General features: G+C 68.3%; 22 protein-coding genes. 9 read left to right on the plus strand and 13 right to left on the minus strand.

What is annotated here, in order from left to right; all coding sequences use genetic code 11:
* Positions 1–2: 2 nt before the first annotated feature.
* From GGQ87_RS02670 to coxB, 8 genes are all read right to left on the minus strand, one after another.
* Complete coding sequence (locus tag GGQ87_RS02670; protein WP_168047256.1) at positions 3–1214, minus strand: M16 family metallopeptidase; 1212 nt, start codon at positions 1212–1214, stop codon at positions 3–5.
* A gap of 50 nt (positions 1215–1264) precedes the next feature.
* On the minus strand, positions 1265–1975 hold the full coding sequence (locus tag GGQ87_RS02675) for an SURF1 family protein (RefSeq protein ID WP_168045165.1): 711 nt from the start codon (positions 1973–1975) through the stop codon (positions 1265–1267).
* 119 nt (positions 1976–2094) lie between these two features.
* Complete coding sequence (locus tag GGQ87_RS02680; RefSeq protein ID WP_168045166.1) at positions 2095–3003, minus strand: cytochrome c oxidase subunit 3; 909 nt, start codon at positions 3001–3003, stop codon at positions 2095–2097.
* A 51-nt stretch (positions 3004–3054) separates the two neighbouring features.
* Positions 3055–3618, minus strand: coding sequence for a cytochrome c oxidase assembly protein (locus GGQ87_RS02685; RefSeq protein WP_168045167.1), 564 nt, complete (start codon positions 3616–3618; stop codon positions 3055–3057).
* A 7-nt stretch (positions 3619–3625) separates the two neighbouring features.
* Positions 3626–3799 (minus strand): hypothetical protein, encoded by a 174-nt coding sequence (locus tag GGQ87_RS02690; RefSeq protein ID WP_168045168.1) that lies wholly within the window; start codon positions 3797–3799, stop codon positions 3626–3628.
* Positions 3800–3804: 5 nt separating this feature from the next.
* A complete protein-coding gene (locus tag GGQ87_RS02695; protein WP_168045169.1) occupies positions 3805–4773 on the minus strand; it encodes a heme o synthase in 969 nt (322 codons plus the stop codon).
* Positions 4774–4848: 75 nt separating this feature from the next.
* The gene (gene ctaD, locus GGQ87_RS02700; protein WP_168045170.1) at positions 4849–6513 is read right to left on the minus strand and encodes a cytochrome c oxidase subunit I; all 1665 of its coding nucleotides are present in this window, start codon (positions 6511–6513) and stop codon (positions 4849–4851) included.
* Between the two features lie 24 nt (positions 6514–6537).
* Positions 6538–7587, minus strand: a complete 1050-nt coding sequence (gene coxB / locus GGQ87_RS02705; protein WP_425339264.1) for a cytochrome c oxidase subunit II — start codon at positions 7585–7587, stop codon at positions 6538–6540.
* A 240-nt stretch (positions 7588–7827) separates the two neighbouring features.
* Between coxB and GGQ87_RS02710 the strand changes: the two genes are divergently transcribed.
* The 4 genes from GGQ87_RS02710 (at position 7828) to tldD (ending at position 11039) form a co-directional block, all read left to right on the plus strand.
* Entirely contained in the window at positions 7828–8211 is a 384-nt protein-coding gene (locus tag GGQ87_RS02710; protein WP_168045171.1) for a helix-turn-helix transcriptional regulator, read from the plus strand.
* Positions 8208–8780, plus strand: coding sequence for a DUF1700 domain-containing protein (locus tag GGQ87_RS02715; protein ID WP_168045172.1), 573 nt, complete (start codon positions 8208–8210; stop codon positions 8778–8780). The genes GGQ87_RS02710 and GGQ87_RS02715 overlap by 4 nt, the downstream gene beginning before the upstream one ends.
* A gap of 12 nt (positions 8781–8792) precedes the next feature.
* Positions 8793–9539 carry a GIN domain-containing protein gene (locus GGQ87_RS02720; protein WP_168045173.1) on the plus strand — a complete coding sequence of 249 codons (747 nt, stop codon included), beginning with the start codon at positions 8793–8795 and terminating at the stop codon, positions 9537–9539.
* Between the two features lie 69 nt (positions 9540–9608).
* Positions 9609–11039 carry a metalloprotease TldD gene (gene tldD / locus GGQ87_RS02725; protein ID WP_168045174.1) on the plus strand — a complete coding sequence of 477 codons (1431 nt, stop codon included), beginning with the start codon at positions 9609–9611 and terminating at the stop codon, positions 11037–11039.
* 43 nt (positions 11040–11082) lie between these two features.
* Here tldD and GGQ87_RS02730 read toward each other — a convergent pair whose 3' ends face one another.
* Positions 11083–12084, minus strand: a complete 1002-nt coding sequence (locus GGQ87_RS02730; protein WP_342448288.1) for a TraB/GumN family protein — start codon at positions 12082–12084, stop codon at positions 11083–11085.
* Positions 12085–12252: 168 nt separating this feature from the next.
* Here GGQ87_RS02730 and GGQ87_RS02735 point away from each other — a divergent pair, with 168 nt between their 5' ends.
* Positions 12253–14289: a TonB-dependent receptor plug domain-containing protein gene (locus tag GGQ87_RS02735; protein WP_168045175.1), complete on the plus strand. Its 2037-nt coding sequence runs from the start codon at positions 12253–12255 to the stop codon at positions 14287–14289.
* A gap of 81 nt (positions 14290–14370) precedes the next feature.
* Here the strand turns inward: GGQ87_RS02735 and GGQ87_RS02740 are convergent, their stop codons facing one another.
* On the minus strand, positions 14371–16026 hold the full coding sequence (locus GGQ87_RS02740) for an amidohydrolase (protein WP_168045176.1): 1656 nt from the start codon (positions 16024–16026) through the stop codon (positions 14371–14373).
* Positions 16027–16110: 84 nt separating this feature from the next.
* Here GGQ87_RS02740 and GGQ87_RS02745 point away from each other — a divergent pair, with 84 nt between their 5' ends.
* Together GGQ87_RS02745 and GGQ87_RS02750 are read left to right on the plus strand one after the other, a co-directional pair.
* Entirely contained in the window at positions 16111–16431 is a 321-nt protein-coding gene (locus GGQ87_RS02745) for a hypothetical protein (RefSeq protein ID WP_168045177.1), read from the plus strand.
* A gap of 10 nt (positions 16432–16441) precedes the next feature.
* Positions 16442–16873: a DUF488 domain-containing protein gene (locus GGQ87_RS02750; protein ID WP_168045178.1), complete on the plus strand. Its 432-nt coding sequence runs from the start codon at positions 16442–16444 to the stop codon at positions 16871–16873.
* On the opposite strand, the gene GGQ87_RS02755 is transcribed toward GGQ87_RS02750, so the two are convergent.
* Both GGQ87_RS02755 and GGQ87_RS02760 read right to left on the minus strand, forming a co-directional pair.
* Positions 16870–19047: a 3-hydroxyacyl-CoA dehydrogenase NAD-binding domain-containing protein gene (locus tag GGQ87_RS02755; protein WP_168045179.1), complete on the minus strand. Its 2178-nt coding sequence runs from the start codon at positions 19045–19047 to the stop codon at positions 16870–16872. The genes GGQ87_RS02750 and GGQ87_RS02755 overlap by 4 nt on opposite strands.
* Positions 19048–19063: 16 nt before the next feature.
* Positions 19064–20269, minus strand: a complete 1206-nt coding sequence (locus GGQ87_RS02760) for an acetyl-CoA C-acetyltransferase (protein ID WP_168045180.1) — start codon at positions 20267–20269, stop codon at positions 19064–19066.
* Between the two features lie 201 nt (positions 20270–20470).
* Here GGQ87_RS02760 and GGQ87_RS02765 point away from each other — a divergent pair, with 201 nt between their 5' ends.
* A complete protein-coding gene (locus GGQ87_RS02765) occupies positions 20471–21028 on the plus strand; it encodes a hemerythrin domain-containing protein (RefSeq protein ID WP_168045181.1) in 558 nt (185 codons plus the stop codon).
* Positions 21029–21051: 23 nt separating this feature from the next.
* Entirely contained in the window at positions 21052–21618 is a 567-nt protein-coding gene (locus tag GGQ87_RS02770) for a CAP domain-containing protein (RefSeq protein WP_168045182.1), read from the plus strand.
* Between the two features lie 3 nt (positions 21619–21621).
* Here GGQ87_RS02770 and GGQ87_RS02775 read toward each other — a convergent pair whose 3' ends face one another.
* Positions 21622–22638 carry a KpsF/GutQ family sugar-phosphate isomerase gene (locus GGQ87_RS02775; protein WP_245161400.1) on the minus strand — a complete coding sequence of 339 codons (1017 nt, stop codon included), beginning with the start codon at positions 22636–22638 and terminating at the stop codon, positions 21622–21624.
* Between the last annotated feature and the right edge of the window lie 95 nt (positions 22639–22733).

Consider the following 22733-nt stretch of genomic DNA (forward strand, 5'->3'; position numbering starts at 1 on the left):
TGTCAGCCGAAAAGAGCCGTGCGGAAGGCGGGGCCCGCGGCCGCAGCGGCCTTGGGTCCGAGCACCGCCGTCGCCGCCCGGCCTTGCGACAGGGAGGCCGCCGCCGCGGCACGCACGTCATCCGCGGACTGGGCCAGCATCCGGTCGGCCATCGTCTGGGAGGGGATCGGAGCGCCGAAGATCAGCACCTGCGCCGCCGCCCGGCCCGCGCGCGCCGCCGGGCTTTCGTCCGACATCCAGAGGCCCGCATTCATCACCGCCTTGGCCCGCGAGAGTTCGGCGTCCGTGGGCCCGCTGTCGGCCAGCGCCTTCAGTTCGGCGGCGCAGACCTGGGCCAGTTCGACCGCACGGTCAGCGGCGGCGCCGGCGTAGATGCCGAGTATGCCCGCGTCCTCGTACGGCTCGTGATAGGCGTCGATGGCGTAGGCCAGTCCCCGCTCCTCGCGGGCGCTCTGGAACAGGCGCGAGGCCATGCCGCCGCCGAGGATCTCGGTCATCAGCCGGGCCGCCGCATAGGAGGGCTCGGCCGCCGAAGGGGCCGGCAGCTGGAAGACGATGTTGGCCTGTTCGATCCGGCGCGACAGGGCCGCGTCGCCACCGGTGAAGCGCGGGGCTGCCGGGGGCCCGGCGGGGGTGGAGGTTTCGGAGCCGAACCAGCGCTTCGCCAGCGCCAGCAGCTCGGCCTCGTCGACCGCCCCTGAGGCGGCCACCACCATCCGGTCGGGCGAATACAGGCGGGCGCGCCACTCGCCGATCGAGGCCTTGGTGATCGGCTTCAGGCTCTTCACCGAGCCAAGGATCGGGCGGCCGAGCGGCTGGCTGGCGAAGGCCTGCGTCTGGGCCATCTCGAACACGTGGTCGTCGGGGGTGTCGAAGGCCTCGGCGATCTCCTGCGCCACCACGTCCTTCTCGCGCTCGATCTCGGCCGGGTCGAGCGTCGGGCGGAAGACGAGGTCGGAGAGGATCTGCATGGCCAGCGGCAGAGAGCCGTCGAGGGCCCGCACGTCGAAACTGGTGCGCTCGTATCCGGTGGAGGCGTTCAGCGAGCCGCCTTCGGCCTCGATCCGCTCGACGATGTCGCGCGCGCCCATCTCGCCCGCGCCCTTGAACACCAGATGTTCCAGACAGTGGGACCAGCCCGAGGTCGCCTCGGTTTCCCACTTGGCGCCGCCGCGGACGGCGACGGTCAGGGCCAGGGTGCGCAGGCCGTGCATGGGGTCGCACACGACGCGGACGCCGTTGGACAGGGTGTGGAGGGTGGTGGTCAGGAGGGTCTCTCTTCCCGGTGGGATGGCTTCAGCCTGCGCCGAAGCAGGGCCACGTAGACACCCAGCAGAGCCAGCGCCAGTCCGAACCAGGTGATCGCGTAGCCGAGATGGTTGTTCGAGAAGGCGGCCGGCGGAGCGGACGGCTTCAGCGCCAGCCATTCGGGATTGGTCGAGGTGACCGCGAACAGGGTTTCGGCGGCGACGCGACCCTCGGCGCCCAGAGTCTTGGCGATGGCGGCGTTGTCGCGTGCGTAGAAGCGACGGCCTTCGGGCGGCAAGGCCATGGGTCCGGGACCGGGCGCGGTGCGGATGACCGCCTCGATGCGAAGGGGCGCCGCGTCGGGGGCCACCGGCGGGCGGGCCGATATGACGTCGGCGACGAAACCGCGATCGACCAGATAGACGCCGCGATCCACCGGGCAGGCGGAGATCAGGCGGACGCCGGCCTGCCCGTCCTGGATGGTCTGCAGCTCCACGAACGGCGCGGTCGACAGGCCGGGACAGTCGACGAGGACGCGGCGGAATTCCGTATCGCCGGTGCGGATGACATCCCGGAGCGGGGCTGCGGGGCGGGCGGCGGCGGCCTCGGCTTCGGCGATCAGGCCCTGTTTCCACTGGAGCCGCTGCACCTGCCAGACGCCGAGCGCCGACAGCAGCACGAACAGAACGGCCGACGCGGCAGTCAGCACCCACGGGAAGCGGCGCATTCAGCCCTCCCCTGTCGGGATTGCGGCGCCGAGCGGAGCGAACCGGGGGCGGCAAAGCAGAACGGCGCGGATCAGATCGATCCGCGCCGGCTGATGGATGGAAGCGGAAGGCCTCTGCGTCACCCGAAGGTGACGTAGACGAAGGCGAACAGGAACAGCCAGACCACGTCCACGAAATGCCAGTACCAGGCGGCGGCCTCGAAGCCGAAATGCTTCTCCGGGGACATCTGGCCGGCCAGCAGGCGCAGCAGGCAGACGGTCAGGAAGATAGTCCCGATCAGCACGTGGAAGCCGTGGAAGCCGGTGGCCATGAAGAAGATCGAACCGTACAGGCCCGCGTTGGCCGCCTCTTCGTTGAAGAACAGGTTCTCGTGGATGATGTGGCTGTATTCGTAGGCCTGAACGGCGGTGAACAGCACGCCCAGGGCGATGGTGATGCCGAGGCCGATCTTGGTGGCCTTGCGGTCGCCGACCTGCAGGGCGTGGTGCGCCCAGGTCACCGTCGTGCCCGAGAGCAGCAGAATGATGGTGTTGAGCAGCGGCAGCTGCCAGGCGTCCAGAACCTCGACGCCCTTGGGCGGCCAGGTCGACCAGGCGGCGGCCGTGTCGGCCCAGTTGCCGATTTCCGGCACGTGGGCGCGGGCCTCGTTGAAGACCGCCATCTCGAAGAACATCCAGAAGAAGGCGGCGAAGAACATGATCTCCGACGCGATGAACAGGATCATGCCGTAGCGCAGGCCGATCGACACGACCGGCGTGTGGTCGCCCGCCTTGCTTTCCTTGATCACGTCGGCCCACCAGCCGAACATCGACACCAGCACGCCCGCCAGACCGGCGAAGAACAGGGCCTTGTCGCCCTTGGCCAGCAGGGCCGAGGCGAGCGGACCGGAATCGGCCGGAGCGAGGCCCTTCATCCAGACCACGGCGCCGATCATCATGATGACGGTGGCGATCGAGGACACCAGCGGCCACGGGCTGGGGTTCACCAGGTGGTAGTCGTGATGCGGAACTGCGTGGGCGTCGGCCATCTGGGTCTCTTGCAACGGTCGAGAGTCGTGTGGGGGAGGCTATAGCGCCCGCTATGCGGCCGCGCCAGTAGCTGGTGCGGGGTTTGCGGCGACTTCGGCGCCCTTGGTCGGATAGAAGGTGTAGCTGAGGGTGATCTCGCGGACTCCGCGGCTTTCGCGGTCAGTCGCCATCTCGGGCGCGACGAAATACTGGACGGGGAATTTCATCGTCTGCCCCGGCGCGATCGTCTGCTCGTCGAAGCAGAAACACTGCAGCTTCTGGAAATACGGGCCCGCCCGCTCCGGCACCACATTGTAGAGCGCCCGCGCGTGGATCGGCTGGTCCGATGTGTTGGTGACGTCGAAGAAGGCGATCCCCGTTTCGCCGATGCGCACCCGCTGGCTGACCTGTTCGGCGCGGAAGGTCATCGGCAGGCCGCGGACGTTGGTGTCGAAGCGGATCAGCACCGTCTCGTCCAGCATGTGATCGGGCGCCTTGTCGGCCTTCATCACCGTGCCGTCGAAGCCCGTGACCTGACAGAACATCCGGTACAGCGGAACGGCGGCGAAGGCGGCGCCGGTCATGCCCATGACGGCGAAGACGCAGACGATGGCGATCAGGTTCTTGCGGTTCATGCCCGCCTCACTGGCCCTGCGCGGCCGTCTGACGGGCGGCGCTGGCGGCGGCTTCGTCGCTGTTGCCCTGCAGCTTCAGGATCGTGGTCGCGAACACCAGAATGATGAACACCACCAGCACGGCGGCGAGCGCCCTGTTGCGGCGGGTGCGGGCGGCGAGCTGTTCGGGGGTCAGGCGCATGGCGTCTACAGGCTCATCGTTGGCGTGAGGCTCTCGACCAGCAGGGCCGCGAACAGCGCCATCAGGTACAGGATCGAGAACGCGAACAGGTTCCGCGCCGGTTTGGCCTCGGCGCGGACATCATACAATGCGGCCTCTCGCCCCACGGCCTCGGCCTTGTCTGGCTGGTCGCCGGCCCGCGAACGCCACAGGCGCACGGCCATCAGTAGGAATCCGAGACCGCCCGCGACCGCCACCGCGAGGTAGATCAGCCCGCCGAGCCCAGTCAGGCCCGGCGCGATGGCGACCGGCACGAAGACCAGGCTGTAGAGCAGGATCTGCAGGCGCGTCGACTTCGCCCCCCGCGCTACGGGCATCATCGGGATGCCGGCCTTGGCGTAGTCGCCCGCCGAATACAGGGCCAGCGCCCAGCTGTGCGGAGGGGTCCAGAGGAAGATGATCAGGAACAGCAGCCACGCCTGCCACGGCGCCGTCCCCGTCGCGGCGGCCCAGCCGATCACCGGCGGGAAGGCGCCGGCGGCGCCGCCGATGACGATGTTCTGGGGCGTCCGGCGCTTGAGCAGCAGGGTGTAGAAGCCTGCGTAATAGACGATGGTCAGGGCCAGCAGGCCGGCCGCCAGCCAGTTCGTCGCCATGCCCAAAAGCATGACCGAAAACAGGGACAGGACGACGCCGAAGGTCATGGCGTCATTTCTCGAGACACGTCCGGCGGCGACCGGGCGGCCGCGCGTGCGGCGCATCAGGGCGTCCGTCTCGCCCTCCAGCGCCATGTTGAGCGCCCCGGCGGCGCCGGCGCCGACGGCGACGCACAGGATGGCGATGGCCGAGCTCAGCCAGCCCAGTTCACCCCGCGCCACGACCAGACCGGTCACGGCGGTGAAGATCACCAGCGACATCACGCGCGGCTTCAGCAACTGGAAGAAGTCTTCCGGCTGGGCAGTCGAGACGGCGGGGGCGGCGGCGGGTGGGGTCATGGTTCTCTAACGCTTGAGGGCCGCCCCTTCGGATGAAGGAGCGGCCCCCGATGCTTTGATCCGGTCGGACCGGGCCTAGTGGTCGTCGCTCTTGACCACCGGCAGTTCGTTGAACTGGTGGTGGGGGGGCGGCGAGGACAGGGTCCACTCCAGGGTCGTGGCGCCTTCGCCCCACGGATTGGCCACGCCCGGACGACGACGGATGGCGGCCTCGGCCAGCATGATCAGGAAGACCACCACGCCGGCAGCCGTGATCAGATAGCCGACCGACGAGACGTGGTTCCACAGGGCGAAGCCGTCAGCGTAGTCGACGTAGCGGCGCGGCATGCCCTGCAGACCGAGGAAGTGCTGCGGGAAGAACACCAGGTTCACGCCGACGAACATGATCCAGAAGTGCGTGGCGCCGAGGAACTCGTTGTACTTCACGCCGAACATCTTCTCGAACCAGTAGTAGAAGCCGGCGAAGATCGCGAACACGGCGCCCAGCGACAGGACGTAGTGGAAGTGGGCCACGACGTAATAGGTGTCGTGCAGCGGGTAATCGATGCCGGCGTTGGACAGGACCACGCCGGTCACGCCCCCGACGGTGAACAGGAAGATGAAGCCGATCGCCCACAGCATGGGCGTCTTGAAGCTGATGGAGCCGCCCCACATGGTGGCGATCCAGCTGAAGATCTTCACGCCCGTCGGCACCGCAATGATCATGGTCGCGGCGATGAAGTAGGCGCGCAGGTTCACGCTCATGCCGACCGTGAACATGTGGTGCGCCCACACGATGAAGCCGACGAAGCCGATGGCGACCATGGCGTAGGCCATGGCGAGATAGCCGAAGATAGGCTTCTTCGAGAAGGTCGAGACGATGTGCGAGATCATGCCGAAGCCGGGCAGGATCAGGATGTAGACCTCGGGGTGGCCGAAGAACCAGAACAGGTGCTGGTACATCACCGGATCGCCGCCGCCGGCGGGATCGAAGAAGCTGGTGCCGAAGTTCCGGTCGGCCAGCAGCATGGTGATGGCGCCCGCCAGAACCGGCAGCGACAGCAGTAGCAGGAAGGCGGTGATCAGCACCGACCAGGCGAACAGCGGCATCCGGTGCAGGGTCATGCCCGGCGCGCGCATGTTGAAGATGGTGGTGATGAAGTTGATCGCGCCGAGGATCGAGCTGGCGCCGGCCACGTGCAGCGAGAAGATCGCCAGGTCGAAGGCCGGTCCGGGGTGGCCGACGGTCGACAGCGGCGGATAGGCGGTCCAGCCACCGCCGAAGCCCCGGCCCGGGCCGCCGTCGACGAACATCGAGGTGATCAGCAGGACCCAGGACGCGACCAGCAGCCAGAACGACACGTTGTTCATGCGCGGGAAGGCCATGTCCGGCGCGCCGATCATGATCGGAACGAACCAGTTGCCGAAGCCGCCAATCATGGCCGGCATGACCATGAAGAAGATCATGATCAGGGCGTGGCCGGTGACCACGACGTTATAGCCGTGCTTGGACTGCTCGACGAGGCCGAGCAGGCTGACGAGCGAGCCTTCCTTGAAGATCTGGATGCCCGGCTCGGCCAGTTCCCAGCGGATCAGGCCGGACAGGGCGCCGCCCACGATGCCCGCCATGATGGCGAACAGCAGGTACAGGGTGCCGATGTCCTTGTGGTTGGTCGACAGGAACCAGCGGGTGAAGAACCCCGGCTTGTGGTCGTGATGCCCGTCGTGGTCGTGGGCGAGGTTCGCGGCTGCGGTGGCCATGGTCTTTGGGGCTCTCGCGTATCGTTACTGGGCGGCCGGAGCGGCGGCGGTGGCGGGAACGGCGGGCGCCGAGCGGGCCGTGGGCGAACCCTGGACCGCACCCGCGTCGGCGGGCGGCTGGCCGGCGGGCGCGGTGGCGGCGGGCTGCATCGCATCCGAGGAGACGTTGCGCGAAGCGACGGCGCCGGTGGTGCCGGCCTCGACCTGGGCGGCGGTGCCGCCCGGAGCCTGCTCCGGCGTCTTCGGCGTCATGGAGCCGCCCTTGGAGGCGACCCAGCTCGCGAACTCGGCGCGGGAGACGACGTTGATCTGGATCGGCATGAAGGCGTGGTCGACGCCGCACAGCTCGGAGCACTGGCCGTAGTAGATGCCCGGACGGTCGGCCTTGAACCAGGTCTCGTTGACACGGCCCGGAACGGCGTCGGTCTTGAGGCCGAAGGCCGGCAGGGCCACGGCGTGGATCACGTCGGCGCCGGTGACCAGCAGACGCACGGTGGCGCCGACCGGCACGACCATCGGCTCGTCGGCGGCTAGCCGGTACAGGCTGTGCGACATGCCGCGCTTGGCGATCTCTTCTTCCGGCAGCATGTTCGAGACGTACTCGGCGATGCCCTGGTCCGGATATTCGTAGGCCCAGTTCCACTGGTTGCCCGTGACCTTAACCGTCACGTCCGGCTTCGGCATGTCGTGATAGGCGAACAGCAGCCGGAACGAGAACAGGGCGATGAAGACGAGGATCAGGACCGGCACGACCGTCCAGATCACCTCGACCAGGGTGTTGTGGCTCCACTTGGCGGGAACCGGATTGGACTTCTTGTTGTAGCGGATCACGATCCACGTAATCAGGCCGAGCACCAGCAAGCTGATGAAGGTGATGATCGGCATCAGGATGGCGTCATGGAACATGTGCGCCTGAACCATCAGCGGCGACGCCGCCGTCTGGAGGCCGACAGCGCCGTTCGTCGGCTGGCCGATGTTTTCCGGCCCCTGGCTGCAGCCGGCGGCGAAAAGAGCCAAGGTCAGTGCGGCCACGCCGCTGCTGATCAGACCCCGGGCCCGAGTGCCCATCCCCATGCGAGACATCCTCATAAACCGTTCTGCCGCAAGCGCTTGCGAGTGAATCGCAAGCAGGCGCCGGGGCGACCGCCACGGCGTTTCCTGGCGCGGTCCATATCGCCCTCCCCCGCGCTTGCCAAGCGATAGGACGCCACCGCGACGATCGGGCGCCGGATTAAATCGCTGTCATGTTTAGACAGCTACCTTGCGTCACAAGATACCTTGCGATACCCCTCGGCAATCAGAGGAGACGCCGAGGTGCCTGAAACCATTGAAATCCAGCTGAAGAAGGGGGTGCTCACATTGTGTGTGCTCGCTCTTCTCAACCGCCGCGACAGCTACGCCTATGAGATCGCCTCGACCCTGTCGGACGCGATCGACATGGGGGAAGGGACGATCTACCCGCTGATGCGCCGGATGCAGTCCGACGGCCAGGTCGAGACCTATCTGGTCGAATCGTCCGCCGGACCGTCGCGCAAATACTATCGCCTGACCGACGCCGGCCGCCGCGCCCTCGAAGCGCAGACCGCCGAGTGGCGAGCCTTCGTCACCGCCGTCGAAAACGTCATGAACGCCGACGCCGAACCGGCCCCGCCGGTCGCCGTCACCGAGACCACTGCTGAAAGGGGAGCTGAACAATGACCCGCGCCGAATTCATGGGCCGGTTGAGGCGTGGACTGGTCGGCATGCCGATCACCGCCGCCGCCGAGATCGCGTCCGACTATGAGATGCATTTCGAGGACGGCGCCGCCGCCGGCCGCACAGAGGCCGAAGTGGCCGCCGCACTCGGCGATCCCGACCGTCTCGCCCGCGAGCTTCGCGCTGAAGCCGGCGCGCGCCGCTGGGACCAGGAGAAGAACCCGTCCGCCGCCGCCGCCGCCGTGTTCGCGGTGCTGGGTCTGGGCGCGATCGACATCCTGATCCTGCTGCCCATCGCCATGGGCGTGGTCGGAGCCCTGTTCGGCTTCTTCATGGCCGCGATCGGCCTGTTCATCGCTGGTGGAGCGGTGATGGTGGCCGGACCGTTCGCCGGCTTCCCCGGGGGGCCGCTCGCGGCGATCCTCGGCGGTCTCGGCACGATGGCCGGAGCCACCGCTATCGGCGCCCTGACCGCGGTCGTCACCATCCTGCTGGTCAATGCGACCGTCTGGTACGCCCGCCTGCACTACCGGCTGCTGAAGCCGGCCCTTCAAACCCAAGACCAGGCCTGAGGAGAGACACGCATGATCCGCACACTCCTGATCATCACCGGCGCGAGCCTGGTGCTCTGCGCCGCCTCCATCGGCGGAGCGGCCGCCATCGGCGGCAACGACCTGGCCCGTCACGGCTGGGAATGGACCTTCCATGACGACGGCGAGGAGCACACGGTGCATTTCGACCGCGAGGACAGCGGGCCGCGCGTCAGCCGCACCATCGCTTGGGCCGGCGGCGACCGGCTCGAAGTCGAGGTTCCGGCCGAGGTCATCTACGTCCAGGGCGACGAGGCCTCGGTCGAGGTCTCGGGTGTCCAGTCGCAGGTGGACCGCATCCGGCTCGTGGATGGCCGCATCACCTTCGATGACGACGACGACGCCCGTGTGACGTTCGGCTGGCGCAATACGCCGACGCTCCGCATCACCGTCAGGGCGCCTTCGGTCCGGACGTTCGAGCTCTCCAGCTCTGGCGACCTGAGCATCCGAGGCTATGATCAGCCGACCCTCGCGCTCAGCATCACCGGCTCGGGAGATGTAGACGCCGCAGGCCGCACGGAAACGGTGGACCTGGATATCGACGGATCGGGCGAGGCCGACCTGTCGGCGCTCGAAGCCCGCGACGCCGACATCGATATCTCCGGATCCGGCGAAGCCGCCGTCGGACCCACCGGCGCCGCCCGTATTTCGATCTCGGGATCGGGCGACGTCGAGCTGACCCGCCGTCCGGCCAGCGTGACCCAGAACATCTCCGGCTCCGGGGACGTCAACCAGCGCTAGTCGTCGAATCGACGCCAGGGCGTTCGTGGGGCCGGTGACTTCGCCGGCCCCACACCCTATTTCAGGCGCATGACCCTGCACGCCGCGCCGCCCGCCATCCTCGATTCCGCCGAAGTCTCCGCCGACGAGGCGCTGACCGTCCTTCAGGAGGCGCTGACCGGCGCCGACGACGGCGAACTGTTTCTCGAGCGCTCCGAGCTGGAGTCGCTGGTCTTCGACGACGGCCGCCTGAAGAGCGCGGCTTATGACGCCACTGAGGGGTTCGGCCTGCGGGTGGTGGCGGGAGAGACCGCCGGCTACGCCCACGCCAACGAGATCAGCGGCTCGGCCATCCGCCGCGCCGCGGACAGTGCCGCCCTGGCCAAGGCCGGCCACTCGGCCGTCACGGCCGAGGCCCCGCGCGCCACCAACCAGAAACTCTACGACGCGGTGGACCCACTCGCGTCGCCCGCCTTCTCCGACAAGATCGCCCTGCTCAGCGAGATCGACGCCTGGGCGCGCGCCCGCGACCCGCGCGTGGTGCAGGTCTCCGCCTCGCTGGTCGGAGAGCGCCGCAACATCGAGATCCTGCGGGGCGACGGCCGGCGCGTTTCGGACCTGCGCCCGCTGGTCCGGCTGAACGTCTCCGTCACGGTCGAGAAGGACGGGAAGCGTGAGAGCGCGTCGGCCGGCGCCGGGGGTCGCGCCGGCTTCGAGACCTGGGTCGCGCCCGAGCGCTGGCAGGGTCAGGTCGACGAGGCCCTGCGTCAGGCGCTGGTGAACCTGGAAGCGGTCGACTGTCCGGCCGGAGAGATGGACGTGGTGCTGGGCGCCGGATGGCCCGGCGTGCTGCTGCACGAAGCCATCGGCCACGGCTTCGAGGGCGACTTCCACCGCAAGGGCTCGTCGGTGTTCACCGGAATGATGGGCAAGCGGGTCGCCGCGCCGGGCGTCACCGTGGTCGACGACGGCTCCATCGCCGGCCGCCGGGGCTCGCTGACCATCGACGATGAAGGCACCCCGACCTCGCGCACCGTACTGATCGAGGACGGCATCATGGTGGGGCTGATGCACGACCGGCTGTCAGCCCGTCAGCTGGGCGCGCGCGCGACCGGCAACGGCCGCCGCCAGTCCTTCGCTCACATGCCGATGCCGCGGATGACCAACACCTTCATGGAAGGCGGGAAGGACTCGCGGGCCGACATGATCGCCTCGACGAAGCGGGGCCTCTATGCCGCGAACTTCGGCGGCGGACAGGTCGACATCACCAACGGCAAGTTCGTCTTCCAGTGCACCGAGGCCTATCTGATCGAGGACGGCAAGATCACCGCGCCCGTGCGCGGCGCCACCCTGATCGGCGACGGCGCGACGGCGCTGCAGCAGGTGCAGATGATCGGCGACGACTTCGCCTTCGATCCAGGCGTCGGCGTCTGCGGCAAGGCGGGTCAGGGCGTTCCGGTCGGCATCGGCCAGCCCAGCCTGAAGATCGGCGGGCTGACGGTCGGCGGCACGGCGGTCTAGCTTCGCCTGAAACAGGCCGCAGGACTTCGGAGGTTCTGGTTGTTCAGGGAACCGGAACGTCCGGCGCCACCACCGCCAGCCCGGGCCCATCCGCCTTCCATTCCGGTCCGATCACCTCGAAACCGCGGGACTTCAGCGAGTCCAGCACCCCGCCCTCCTCGGCCAGCAACCGCACGGGGGCCACGCCCATGGTCACGCCGGGAGAGATCAACGAGGTTTCGACCGCGGCCGCCCATTGCTGGTGAAGCTGCGGCGCGATCTCGGGGTCGCCCCACGGCCAGCAGACCCTGAGCGCCTGCTCGATCGGCGAGGCGACCACCTCGGGCACGCGGTACGCGCGCCAGTCCTCGGCCCGCTGGCGCGACGCGTCGGGGCCCGCCTCGGCCGCCGCCATGGCGTTCTGAACGCAGGCGACGTGCAGGCTCTGCGGCGCGTTGATCAGGTTGTCGATCACCTCGTCCCCACGCACCATTCCGACCGGGCGCATGTCGACGCGCGCGCGCCGCCCCGAACGGCGGACGACATCGACCGCGTCATCACCCTCGCGGCCGGCGCGGAAGCCGGCTTTCTCCTGCATAAGGTCGAATCCCAGGAACAACAGGCTCTGCCGGCGCCAGTCCTGGTTTCGCTCCCCCGCCATCAGGGCCTCAAGCCGGCTCTGGTCGGCGGGCGCCAGATAGTCCGCGGTGGTGGTTTCTCCGGGCAGGCGAGCCAGGGTGCGCGACCGCCAGATGATGCGGAAGATGTCGGCGATCGAGGCTTTCGCCTCCTGCGGCAGAAGGATCAGGTCGGCGCGCGCCGCCGCGTCCTCCAGAGCATCCGGGCGCCAGGCGACATCCCGTGGGATGCCCCGGATCGCCCCCACGAGGATCAGGGTGCTGTCGCCCTTGGTGACCGTCCACATCGGCGCGCCCGAACGCCGGGCCAGCACCACAACCTCGTCGATCTGCGTCGCCTCCTGCGGATCGACCGTCTGCGCCGCGGCGGCGTGTGGCAGGAGCGACGCAAGCGCGACCCCGAAAAGCGCAGCGAACAATGATTTCACGATTACCTGCCGTCTCAAATATAGAAGGAAAAACGTCGGCCTTTATCAGAACACCAGCATGACATCGCTGTAATGCTGTCTGCTTTTTAATCCACCTTGCGGTCTTGTAACTGGAGCCGGCCGCCACAGGACGCCACACCTTCGTCACACGACGAGGGGAATCCTGCAATGACCAAGACCATCCTGCTGGCCACGACCGCCATGCTCCTGACCGGAGGCGCCGCCGCGGCCCAGACGGCCCCCGCCCCGGCCCCGCAGGCGGAAGCGGCCCAGCAGGGCGTGCTGATCTTCACCCCCGACTTCTTCGCCGAGCAGCGCCCGAATACCGCACTCGACATGGTAAGCCGCGTGCCCGGCTTCTCGGTGTCCGACGGGTCCGGCAGCCGCGGCTTCGAAGGCTCTGTCGGCAATATTCTGATCAACGGGGCGCGTCCGGCCTCCAAGAACGACACGGGCTCGAACGTCCTGTCCCGCACCCTCGCCACCCAGGTGGAGCGCATCGAATTGATCCGTGGCGGCGCGCCCGGCATCGACATGCAGGGCTATTCGGTCGTCGTGAACGTGATCCTGAAGACGGAGAACACGCGTCAGTCGATCCTGACCCTCAACGGCTTCGTCTTCGAGGGCGGCCGGGATTCGGGCGCCGGCTCCTACCAGTTCACGGCCCGCGAGGGAGCCCGGACGTGGGGCTTCACCCTCAGCGACGGCGTCTCGATCAGCGACGCCAATGGCGTCGGGCCGGTGATCCGTACGGACGCGAACGGGAACGTCATCCGGCAGGAGGACTATTTCAACGACAGCTTCGGCGGCGGCCAGTCGATCCGCGGCAACTACGCCAGCCCCCTCCTTGGCGGGAAGATCGACCTGACGGCGCGCTATGGTCTGAACGACTATCACAACGTCTCGCTGCAGACGGCGGCCGACGTCCGGCGCGAGAACCTCTACGACGAAGACGGCGACGGCGGGGAAGTTGGAGCCGTCTACACGCGACCGCTGAGCAGCCGGCTGAGCATGGAGACGCGACTGATCCACGAGTGGAACACCTTCGAGTCGGAGTCGACCTCGCGCACCCGACTGGGCGGTGTCGACAGCCCGGAACAGCTATTCCAGGCGGACGGCGAAGCCTCCGAGTCCATCCTGCGCGGTCTGCTGCGCTTCGAACGCTCGCCCGCCCTGACCTTCGAAGGCGGGGCGGAGGTCGCCTACAACATGCTGGAGGTCGATCAGGCCTTCACCGTCGGCGGCACGCCGGTGCCTCTGCCTTCGGCCTCGGTCAAGGTCGAGGAGACCCGTGGCGAGGCGTTCGGCAAGGCGACCTGGCGGGTGCGGCCGGAACTGACCCTTGAAGGCGGCCTGCGTCTTGAGACCTCCACGATCAGCCAGTCAGGGGACGCCGAACAGGAGAAGAGCTTCTTCTTCGCCAAGCCGCGCTTCCTCGCCACCTGGACGCCCATGGCGAACAATCAGGTGCGCCTGCGCTTCGAGCGTGAGGTCGGGCAGCTGGACTTCGGCGACTTCGCCGCCTCGGCCGATCTGGACGACGAGAATGTGCTCGGCGGCAACGCCGACCTGGAGCCGGAGCAGCGCTGGATCAGCGAACTGATCTACGAGCGCCGGTTCTGGGGCGACGGCATCGTCAGCGTCGGCCTGCGCCACGACGAGATCACCGACGCCATCGACGTGATCCCGCTGGACATGGGCCTGTCGGCGGTCGGCAACATCGGCGACGGCACGCTGGATCAGCTGGCCCTCAACGTCGCCCTGCCGATGGACAAGTTCGGCATGTCCGGCGGCATGTTCCGCTTCCGCAACACCTGGAATCACACCGAGGTCACCGACCCCACCACCGGCGACATCCGTCCGATCTCGAACGTGCGGGCCAGCCAGGCGGTGATCTCGCTGGAACAGGACATCACCAGCTGGAAGCTGCAATGGGGCGTCAACTACATCCCCCTGCTGGGCCAGAAGGGCTTCGACCCCGACCAGACGTCGGGCTGGCGCGGCCACAACTATTTCGAGGCCTGGACGGAGTACAAGCCGACCGAGACGCTCTCGGTCCGCTTCCAGGTCAACCTGTGGAACGACTTCGACGTCGAGCGCACGGTTTACGCGGACCGCACGCCGGCCCGGCCGATCGCCTTTGTCGAGCACCGCTACATCGACCCGCGGACCTTCTATCAGGTGCGGCTGCGCAAGACCTTCTAGCTCCGCCTGCGAAGACCTTCCCCAGAGGCAGCCCCCGCAGGCAGGAGGGCCCCGTCGGCGAAAGCCGGCGGGGCCTTTGCCTTAGTCGGCGCGGTGGACCACCACGCCGTCGACCACCGTCAGCACGGCGTGGCCCTTCGGAATGTCGGCCTCGGGCGCGGTCATCAGGTCGACCGAGAAGGCGGTGAAGTCGGCGCGCTTTCCAACCTCGATGGTGCCCAGTTCAGCCTCGCGGAAGCTGGCGTAGGCCGGCCAGAGGGTGAACATCTTCAGCGCCGTCTGGCGGTCGACGGCCTCCTGCGGGCGCCAGTCGGGGCCCTGGAACCCCTGCAGGTCGCGGCGGGCGACAGCGGCGTAGAATTCGATCAGCGGCGCGCCGCGCTCCACCGGCGCGTCCGAGCCGCCGACAACGACCACCCCGAGGTCGGCGAGGCTGTGCCACGCATAGGCGCCATCGAGCCGGGCGTCGCCGAGCCGGGCGGGCGCGAAATGCAGGTCGCCGATGGCGTGGCTGGGCTGCATCGAGGCGATGATCGGCAGGTCGACGAACCAGTGGTAGTCGGCGGGCCGCAGGATCTGGGCGTGCTCGATGCGCCAGCGGACGTCGGCGCCGTTGGGGCGGTCGGACGGCGCGACGCCGGCGAGCGCCTGCTGGTACCACTCCATGACGGAGGCGTTGCCCCGGTCGCCGATGGCGTGGGTGGCGATCTGGATGCCGCCGCGCAGCGCCGCCTCGTAGAGCGGCACGATATCCTGCTCCGTGATCTGCATCAGGCCCGTCGTGTCAGGCCGATCGGCATAGGGCTCGAACAGGGCGGCGCCGCGCGAGCCGAGCGCGCCGTCGGCGTAGTATTTAATGGCCCGGGTGATGATGCGGCCGTCGGCGACGCTGCGGGGGCCGCCGGCGATCAGCTCGGCTGCGCCGTCGGGGGTGACGGCGTTGTAGACGCGCAGGGGCGCCTCGCCGTCGCCGGCCATCTGCTCCAGCAGCGGCATGTCCTTCCATGGCGCGCTCATGAAATGCACGCCGGTCCAGCCATAGGCGGCCTCGACCCGGAACCCGGCGCGGTAGGCCTCGCGCGTGGCGGCGGGATCGGCCGCGGGCTCCAGTTCGGCGACGAGGGACTGGGCGGCGTCGACCAGCATTCCGGCCGGCCGGCCGTCGGCCAGCTTGAGGATTTCCCCGCCAGACGGCGCCGGAGTCGACGCGTCGATATGCGCGGCCGCCAGCGCCGCCGACGAGGCGACGACGGCATGGCCGTCCGCGCGCTGCAGCAGCACCACCCGGCCCGGGGCGGCGGCGTCGAGATCGGCGGCGGTCAGGAAGCGCGCCTCGGGCCAGCTGGTCTCGATCCAGCCGCGGCCGATGATCGGTCCCGCGGGATGGGCCTGCGCCCAGTCGCTGAGCCGCGCCATGGCTTCGGCGACCGAGGCCGAGCCTTCGAGGTTCAGGGTCAGCTCCCGCCAGCCGATGCCGTCGAGGTGAGCGTGGCCGTCGGTGAAGCCGGGGAACAGGGCCGCGCCCTTGAGGTCGATCACTACTGTGTCCGGACCCGAGGCGAAGGCGGTGGCCGGGCCGACGTAGCGAATGCGGCCGTCGTCGACGATGACCGTCTGCGCAGGCGGCGCGCCGTCGACGCCGGTGTAGATCGGGCCACCGTGGATCACCATGTCCTGGGCCTGTGCGGTCGTGGCGGCCCCGGCGAGGAGCAGGGCGAGAAGGACGGTGCGGCGCATCTGACGGTTCCTGAGTCTGGCGGGCTTCGGACTCGCCTTATTGCACCGCCTCCGTCAAGTTCGCGCGGAACGGAGAACCCTCAAGTGATCGCTCTCGCCACGGCCTTCACCCTGATCGCGGCGGCTTCTGAGCCGGCCCGAGCCGAGCTGTGTCTTGCCCATATCAACACCATGATCGCCGAGGAGGCGAACGCGACGGGGCGGGTGGCCGGCCCGAGCTGGTTCATACGCGACTGGTGGTCGGCGCGTCTCCCGGAAGAGGGCTCGGCAGAGGCGCTGAGCACGGAACAGCGGACGCAGCTCGAGCTTTCCATGCCGGAGCGAAAGGCGGCCGATCCGGATGCCTACCGGGCCGAACTGCAATCATGTGTGCGCGAGGCCATCGACGGCGGCGCCCTGCCCTGAGGAGCGGACGATGAAGCTGTTCACCATCGGCTATGAAGGCGAGCCGCAAGCGGCGGTGATAGGCCGGCTTCAGGCGGCGGGGGTGAAGGTGCTGGCGGACGTGCGGGCCATCGCCGCCTCTCGCCGCGCCGGCTTCTCCAAGACCATCCTCGGCTCAAGCCTCGCCGAGGCGGGGATCGAATACATCCACCTGCGCGATCTCGGCACGCCCAAGGCCGGGCGGGATGCGGCCCGCAAGGGCCACATCTCCGAGATGCGGGCGATCTTCGCCGATCACATGGAGGAGCCGCCGTCGCAGCTGGCGTTCGAACGGCTGCGCGAGATCGCGAAGGACCGGCCGACCGCCCTGCTCTGTTTCGAGGCGGACCACGCCGGCTGCCACCGCGCGGCGCTGGCCGAGCGGCTGCAGGCGGAGGACGGCTTCGAGGTGGTGAACCTCTAGGCCGCAGCCTTCTGCTTGCCGGCGAAGTCGCCGTAGAAGGTGCGGCCCTGCTCCGCCATGTCGCGGAGCAGCTGCGGCGGCGAGAACCGGGGACCGTATTTGGCGGCATAGACGTCCGCCTGGGCGACAAAGGCCTTCAGCCCGGTCTGGTCGATCATGGTGATCGGACCGCCGGTCCAGGGCGCGAAGCCCCAGGCCAGGATGGCCCCGACGTCGGCCTCGCGGGGGTCGTCGATGACGCCCTCTTCCCAGCAGCGGGCCACCTCGACGGCCTGCCGGTAGAGCAGGCGCCGCTTCTGGTCCTCGACCAGTTCGGGCGTCGAGTCGTTGATCTTCACCGGAGCCAGATCCGACAGACCGGACCACAGCTTTTTGGGCTTGGTTTCGTAGTCGTAGAAGCCCTTGCCGTTCTTGCGTCCGTAGCGGCCGAGGTCCTCGACCATGGTCTGGACGATCTTCCAGCCCGGCAGCGGCTCATAGGCGTCGCCGAGGTCTTCCTTCGTCTGTTTGGCGATCTTGACCGACAGGTCGAGGGCGACGTCGTCGTGCATCTCCAGCGGGCCGCGGGGCATGCCGGTCATGCGGCCGATGTTGTCGATCATGGCCGGGGCGTAGCCCTCTTCCAGCATGGCCAGACCCTCGGCGACATAGGTGCCGAAGCAGCGCGAGGTGTAGAAGCCGCGGCCGTCGTTGACGACGATCGGGGTCTTCTTGATCTTCATGATGTAGTCCAGCGACTTCGCGATGGCCGCCTCGCCGGTCTTTTCGCCGAGGATGACCTCGACCAGCATCATCTTGTCGACGGGCGAGAAGAAGTGGATGCCGATGAAGTCCTCGGGACGGACCGAGGCCTCGGCCAGGCCGGTGATCGGCAGGGTCGAGGTGTTGGAGCCGAAGATTGCGCCGGGCTGCAGCTGGGCCTCGGCGCGCTTGGTCACCTCGGCCTTGATCTCGCGGTTCTCGAACACCGCTTCGATGACGAGGTCCGAGCCCTTGATCAGGTCGTAGTCGGTGGTGGCGGTGACGGAACCGAGCAGGGCGTCGAACTTCGCCTGATCGATCTGGCCGCGGCTGAGGCGTTTCTTGAGCAGCTCCTCGACGTGGGCCTTGCCCTTATCGGCGGCCTCCTGATCGCGGTCGATCAGAATGGTCTCGATGCCGGCGAGCGCCTGCACATAGGCGATGCCCGCGCCCATCATGCCCGCGCCGAGAACGGTGACCTTCTTCGGATCGGACTTCGGCACGCCGGCAGGCCGCACCGCGCCCTTGTCGAGCTCCTGCTTGGACAGGAACAGGCTGCGGATCATGCCCTGCGCCTGCGGCGTCATCAGGGTCTTGATGAAGTAGCGGGTTTCGATGCGAAGGGCGGCGTCCATCGGCACCTGCACGCCTTCGTAGACCGCCTTCATCAGGTTCAGCACGGCGGGGTAGTTGCCGTAGGACTGCTTGCGCAGCATGGCGTTGCCGACGAGGAAGTTCTGGATGCCGGCCGGGTGGTAGGGGCCGCCGCCGGGCAGTTTGAAGGACTTGTCGTCCCACGGCTGGACGGCCTTGCCGCCGGCCTTGATCCACGCCCTAGCGGCCTCGACTTCGCCGCCGACGGGCACGACCTCATGGATGATGCCGGCGCCCTTGGCGTCGTTCGGGCGGAAGGACTTGCCCTCGCTCATCGCCATCATGGCCGCCTGCACACCGATGAGGCGCGACAGGCGCTGGGTGCCGCCGCCGCCGGGGAAGAGGCCTACCTTGATCTCGGGCAGGCCGAGCTGGATTTTCGGGCTGTCGCCGGCCACGCGGTAGTGGCAGGCCAGCGTCATCTCAAGGCCGCCGCCGAGGGCGAGGCCATTGATCGCGGCGGCTACCGGTTTGCCGCAGGTCTCCAGCGCGCGAAGGGCGCCGTTCAGCCGCCACCCTGCATCGAAGGCATCCTGCAGCGAACCGCCGGCCAGCATGCCGCCGGCCATGTCGCCGAGGTCGGCGCCGGCGCAGAAGCCGCTCGCCTTGCCCGAGGTCAGAACCGCGCCCTTGATGGCGTCGTCGGTCTTGATGCGCTCCACCACCTGCGGGATCTCGGCCATCACGCCCGAGGTCAGGGTGTTCATCGAACGGCCCGGCACGTCGAAGGTGACCAGGGCGATGCCGTCGGCGTCGACGTCGATCTTGAAGTTTTCCATCTCAGTCAGCTCCGGATCAGACGCGTTCGATGACGGTGGCGGTGCCCATGCCGCCGCCGATGCACAGGGTGATCAGGGCGGTCGACTTGTCCGACCGCTCCAGCTCGTCGAGGACCACGCTGGTGATCATGGCGCCGGTGGCGCCCAGCGGGTGGCCCATGGCGATGGCGCCGCCGCAGACGTTGATCTGGTCATGCGGGATATCCAGCGCCTGCATGAAGCGCAGGACGACGGCGGCGAAGGCCTCGTTGAGCTCCCACAGGTCGATGTCCGACTTCGACATGCCCAGCTTGCCCAGCAGCTTGTTGGCCACGAACTCGGGGCCGGTCAGCATGATCGAGGGCTCGGAGCCGATCGAGGCGGCGCCCACGATGCGGGCGCGGGGCTTGAGGCCCAGCGCCTGACCGGCTTCCAGCGAACCGATCAGGACGCCGGCCGAGCCGTCGACGATGCCGGAAGAGTTGCCCGGCGTGTGGACGTGGTTGACGCGCTCGACCTCGGGGTAGCGCTGGTTGATCACGGCGTCGAAGGCCATCTCGCCCATCATGGCGAAGGATGGGTTCAGGGCGCCCAGCGTCTGCATGTCGGTGTTGGGGCGGATGGTTTCGTCGCGGTCCAGCTGGACGAGGCCGAGCTGGTTCTTCACCGGTACAACCGACTTGGCGAACCGGCCCTCGGCCCAGCTGCGGGCGGAGCGTTTGTGGCTTTCGACGGAGTAGGCGTCGACGTCGTCTCGGCTGAAGCCCCACTTCGTGGCGATCATGTCGGCCGAGACGCCTTGCGGTACGAAATAGGTCGGGAAGGCCGAAGACGGATCGACCGGCCAGGCGCCGCCGTCGGATCCCATTGGCACCCGGCTCATGGCTTCGACACCGCCGCCGACGGCGAAGTCGGCCTCGCCGGACTTCACCTTGGCCGCGGCCATGTTCACGGCTTCCAGACCCGAGGCGCAGAAGCGGTTGATCTGGACGCCGGCGACGGTCTGGGCCCAGCCCGAGTTCAGCACGGCGGTGCGGGCGATGTCTGCGCCCTGCTCGCCCACTGGAGAGACGCAGCCGAGGATGACGTCGTCGACCTTCGAAGTGTCGAGATCGTTGCGGTCGCGCAGCGCCTCCAGCACCTGGGTCGCGAGCGACAGGGCGGTGATCTCGTGCAGCGAGCCGTCCTTCTTGCCCTTGCCGCGCGGCGTGCGGACCGCGTCGTAGATGTAGGCGTCGGCCATGGGAGTCAGTCTCCAATAAGGACGGTTCGAAGCGTGGACGCCAGAAAACCTACGTTTACGTCAACGTCAAGTTTTTTCACGGTGAGCGCCTGGATGATCTGCACAACGAGCGAACGACTCGCAGGTCGCCCAATGTCGGGAACGCGACGCCGACGAGCGCCTTACACCGGCAACGTCATAGCCGCTGTCAGGAGAAGTCACATGGCCCAGAGCTACGAAGAGATGGATGCGATCGCGATGCTGAAGGCCGACCACCGGGTGGTCGAGGAGCTGTTCGAAAAGTTCGAGCAGACTAACGGCAAGGCCACCAAGCAGCGGCTGGCCGAGCAGATCTGCCTTGAACTGAAGGTCCACACCGCCATCGAGGAGGAGGTCTTCTATCCGGCCTGCCGCGGCAAGATCGAGGACGACCTGGTCAACGAGGCCTATGTCGAGCACGACAGCGCCAAGCTGCTGATCAACGAGATCGAGGCGGGCGGCCCGGAAGAGGATTTCTACGACGCCAAGGTCAAGGTGCTGTCGGAGATGATCGAGCACCACGTCGAGGAGGAGGAGAAGCGGTCGGAGGGCATGTTCAGCCAGGCCCGCGCCGCCGGTCTCGACATGGACCTGCTGGCCGACCAGATGCGCGCCCGCAAGGCGACGGCGATGGAGGAGTTCCAGGCCGGCAAGCCCGCCGAGACGCGCACGCTGCATGGCGACGACGTCGAAAGCGCCCTGACCGATCAGCCGCTCGGCGACGGGGCCGGCGCACGCTGAGCCGGCCGATGAGGAGAGCCGGCGTGATCGCCTTGGCGACGGTCGCCGCCCTGACGGCGGCGGCCTGCGCCGACCCGGGTTTCACGGTCTATGAGCCGTCGCCGCAGGCCAGGCCGGTCTCGGCGATAGAGATCCCGCGCGACAGCCGGCCCTCCGACGACGTCGAAAGCCGGCTGCTCGCCGCCCAGAACGCGGAGCGCAGCCGGGTCGGCTCGCCGCCGCTGCGGTGGGCAGACTCGCTGGAGGCGGAGGCGCGCGTGTGGGCGCGGGAGCTGATCGACAGCAACCGCTTCGCCCACGATCCGGCGCAGCATGGCCATGGCGAGAACCTGTGGACCGGCTGGGGCGGGCGTCAGTTCACGCCCGAGGACATGATCGGCGACTGGGTGGCCGAGAAGGCCAACTACCGGCACGGCGTCTTCCCGAACGTCAGCCGGACGGGCAACTGGAGCGACGTCGGCCACTATACCCAGCTGGTCTGGAGCGGCACGACCCACGTCGGCTGCGCGGTCGAGACGCGGGGCGACCGGTCCGTGCTGGCCTGCCGCTACGCGCCCCCCGGGAATATCGACGGGCGGATGGCCTACTAGGCCTTAGCCGACGTAGCCGGCCTGCATCAGTTCGGCGATGTGGACGATGGCGGCGGGGCGGTCGTCCTCGACCACGAGCAGGGTGGCGATCTTGTTCTGGGTCATCAGGTCGATGGCGTCGCTCATGCGGGCGTCAGGGCCGATGACCTTGGGACGGGGGCTCATCACGTCGGCGGCGGTCAAGCCGGTCAGCTCTCCGCGGGTGAAGGCGCGGCGAACATCGCCGTCGGTCACGATCCCGGCCAAGGTCCCGTCGCCGTTCAGCACCGCGACCGCGCCCTTGCGGCCCTCGGTGATCCCGGAGACGACCTCGGCGAAGGTCGCGGTCAGGGGGACGGTGGCGGGCGCGGGCGGGCGGTCGCCCATCCAGTCGCGCACGCTCTGCAGGCTCATGCCGAGTTTGCCGCCCGGGTGATGCAGGCCGAAATCCTCGGCCGTGAAGCCGCGGCGATCCATCAGCACCATGGCGAGGGCGTCGCCCATGGCCAGGGTCATCAGGGTCGAAGTCGTGGGCGCCAGACCATTGGGGCAGGCCTCGGCCACCTGCGGCAGGGTCAGGCAGACCGCGGACGAGCGGCCGAGGAAGCTGTTCGGCCGCTGGGTGATGCCGATGACCGGAATGCCTTCGCGCTGGCAGAAGATCAGCGGATCGCGCAGCTCCCGGCTCTCGCCCGAGTTCGAGATCGCCAGCAGGGTGACGTCCTTGCGCAGCATGCCCAGGTCGCCGTGGCTCATCTCCGCCGGGTGGACGAAGAAGGCGTTTGTGCCGGTCGAGGCGAGCGTCGCAGCGATCTTGCCTCCAATGTGGCCCGACTTGCCCATGCCGGTGACGACCACATAGCCGGGGCGGGACAGGACGATATCGCAGGCGCGGCCGAGGCTGTCGTCGAGGCTGGTCTCCAGCGCCTGAAGCGCCTCGACGTTCAGGCGGATGACCTCGCGGGCGCGTGCGGCCATGGCGGCGGGATCGGCGGACAATACGGGTTTCGTGGCGTCGCTCATCCGGGCGATGTGGCGCATCGGACGGGAAATCACAATCACCGGCGGTTCGGCCGGATAATGCTGCAACGCGAGAAAAAGGCGCGGAACGGGTCAACCTTTGCCGGAGCCCGGCG

Source organism: Brevundimonas alba (genome assembly GCF_011927945.1).
GTDB classification, from domain to species: domain Bacteria; phylum Pseudomonadota; class Alphaproteobacteria; order Caulobacterales; family Caulobacteraceae; genus Brevundimonas; species Brevundimonas alba.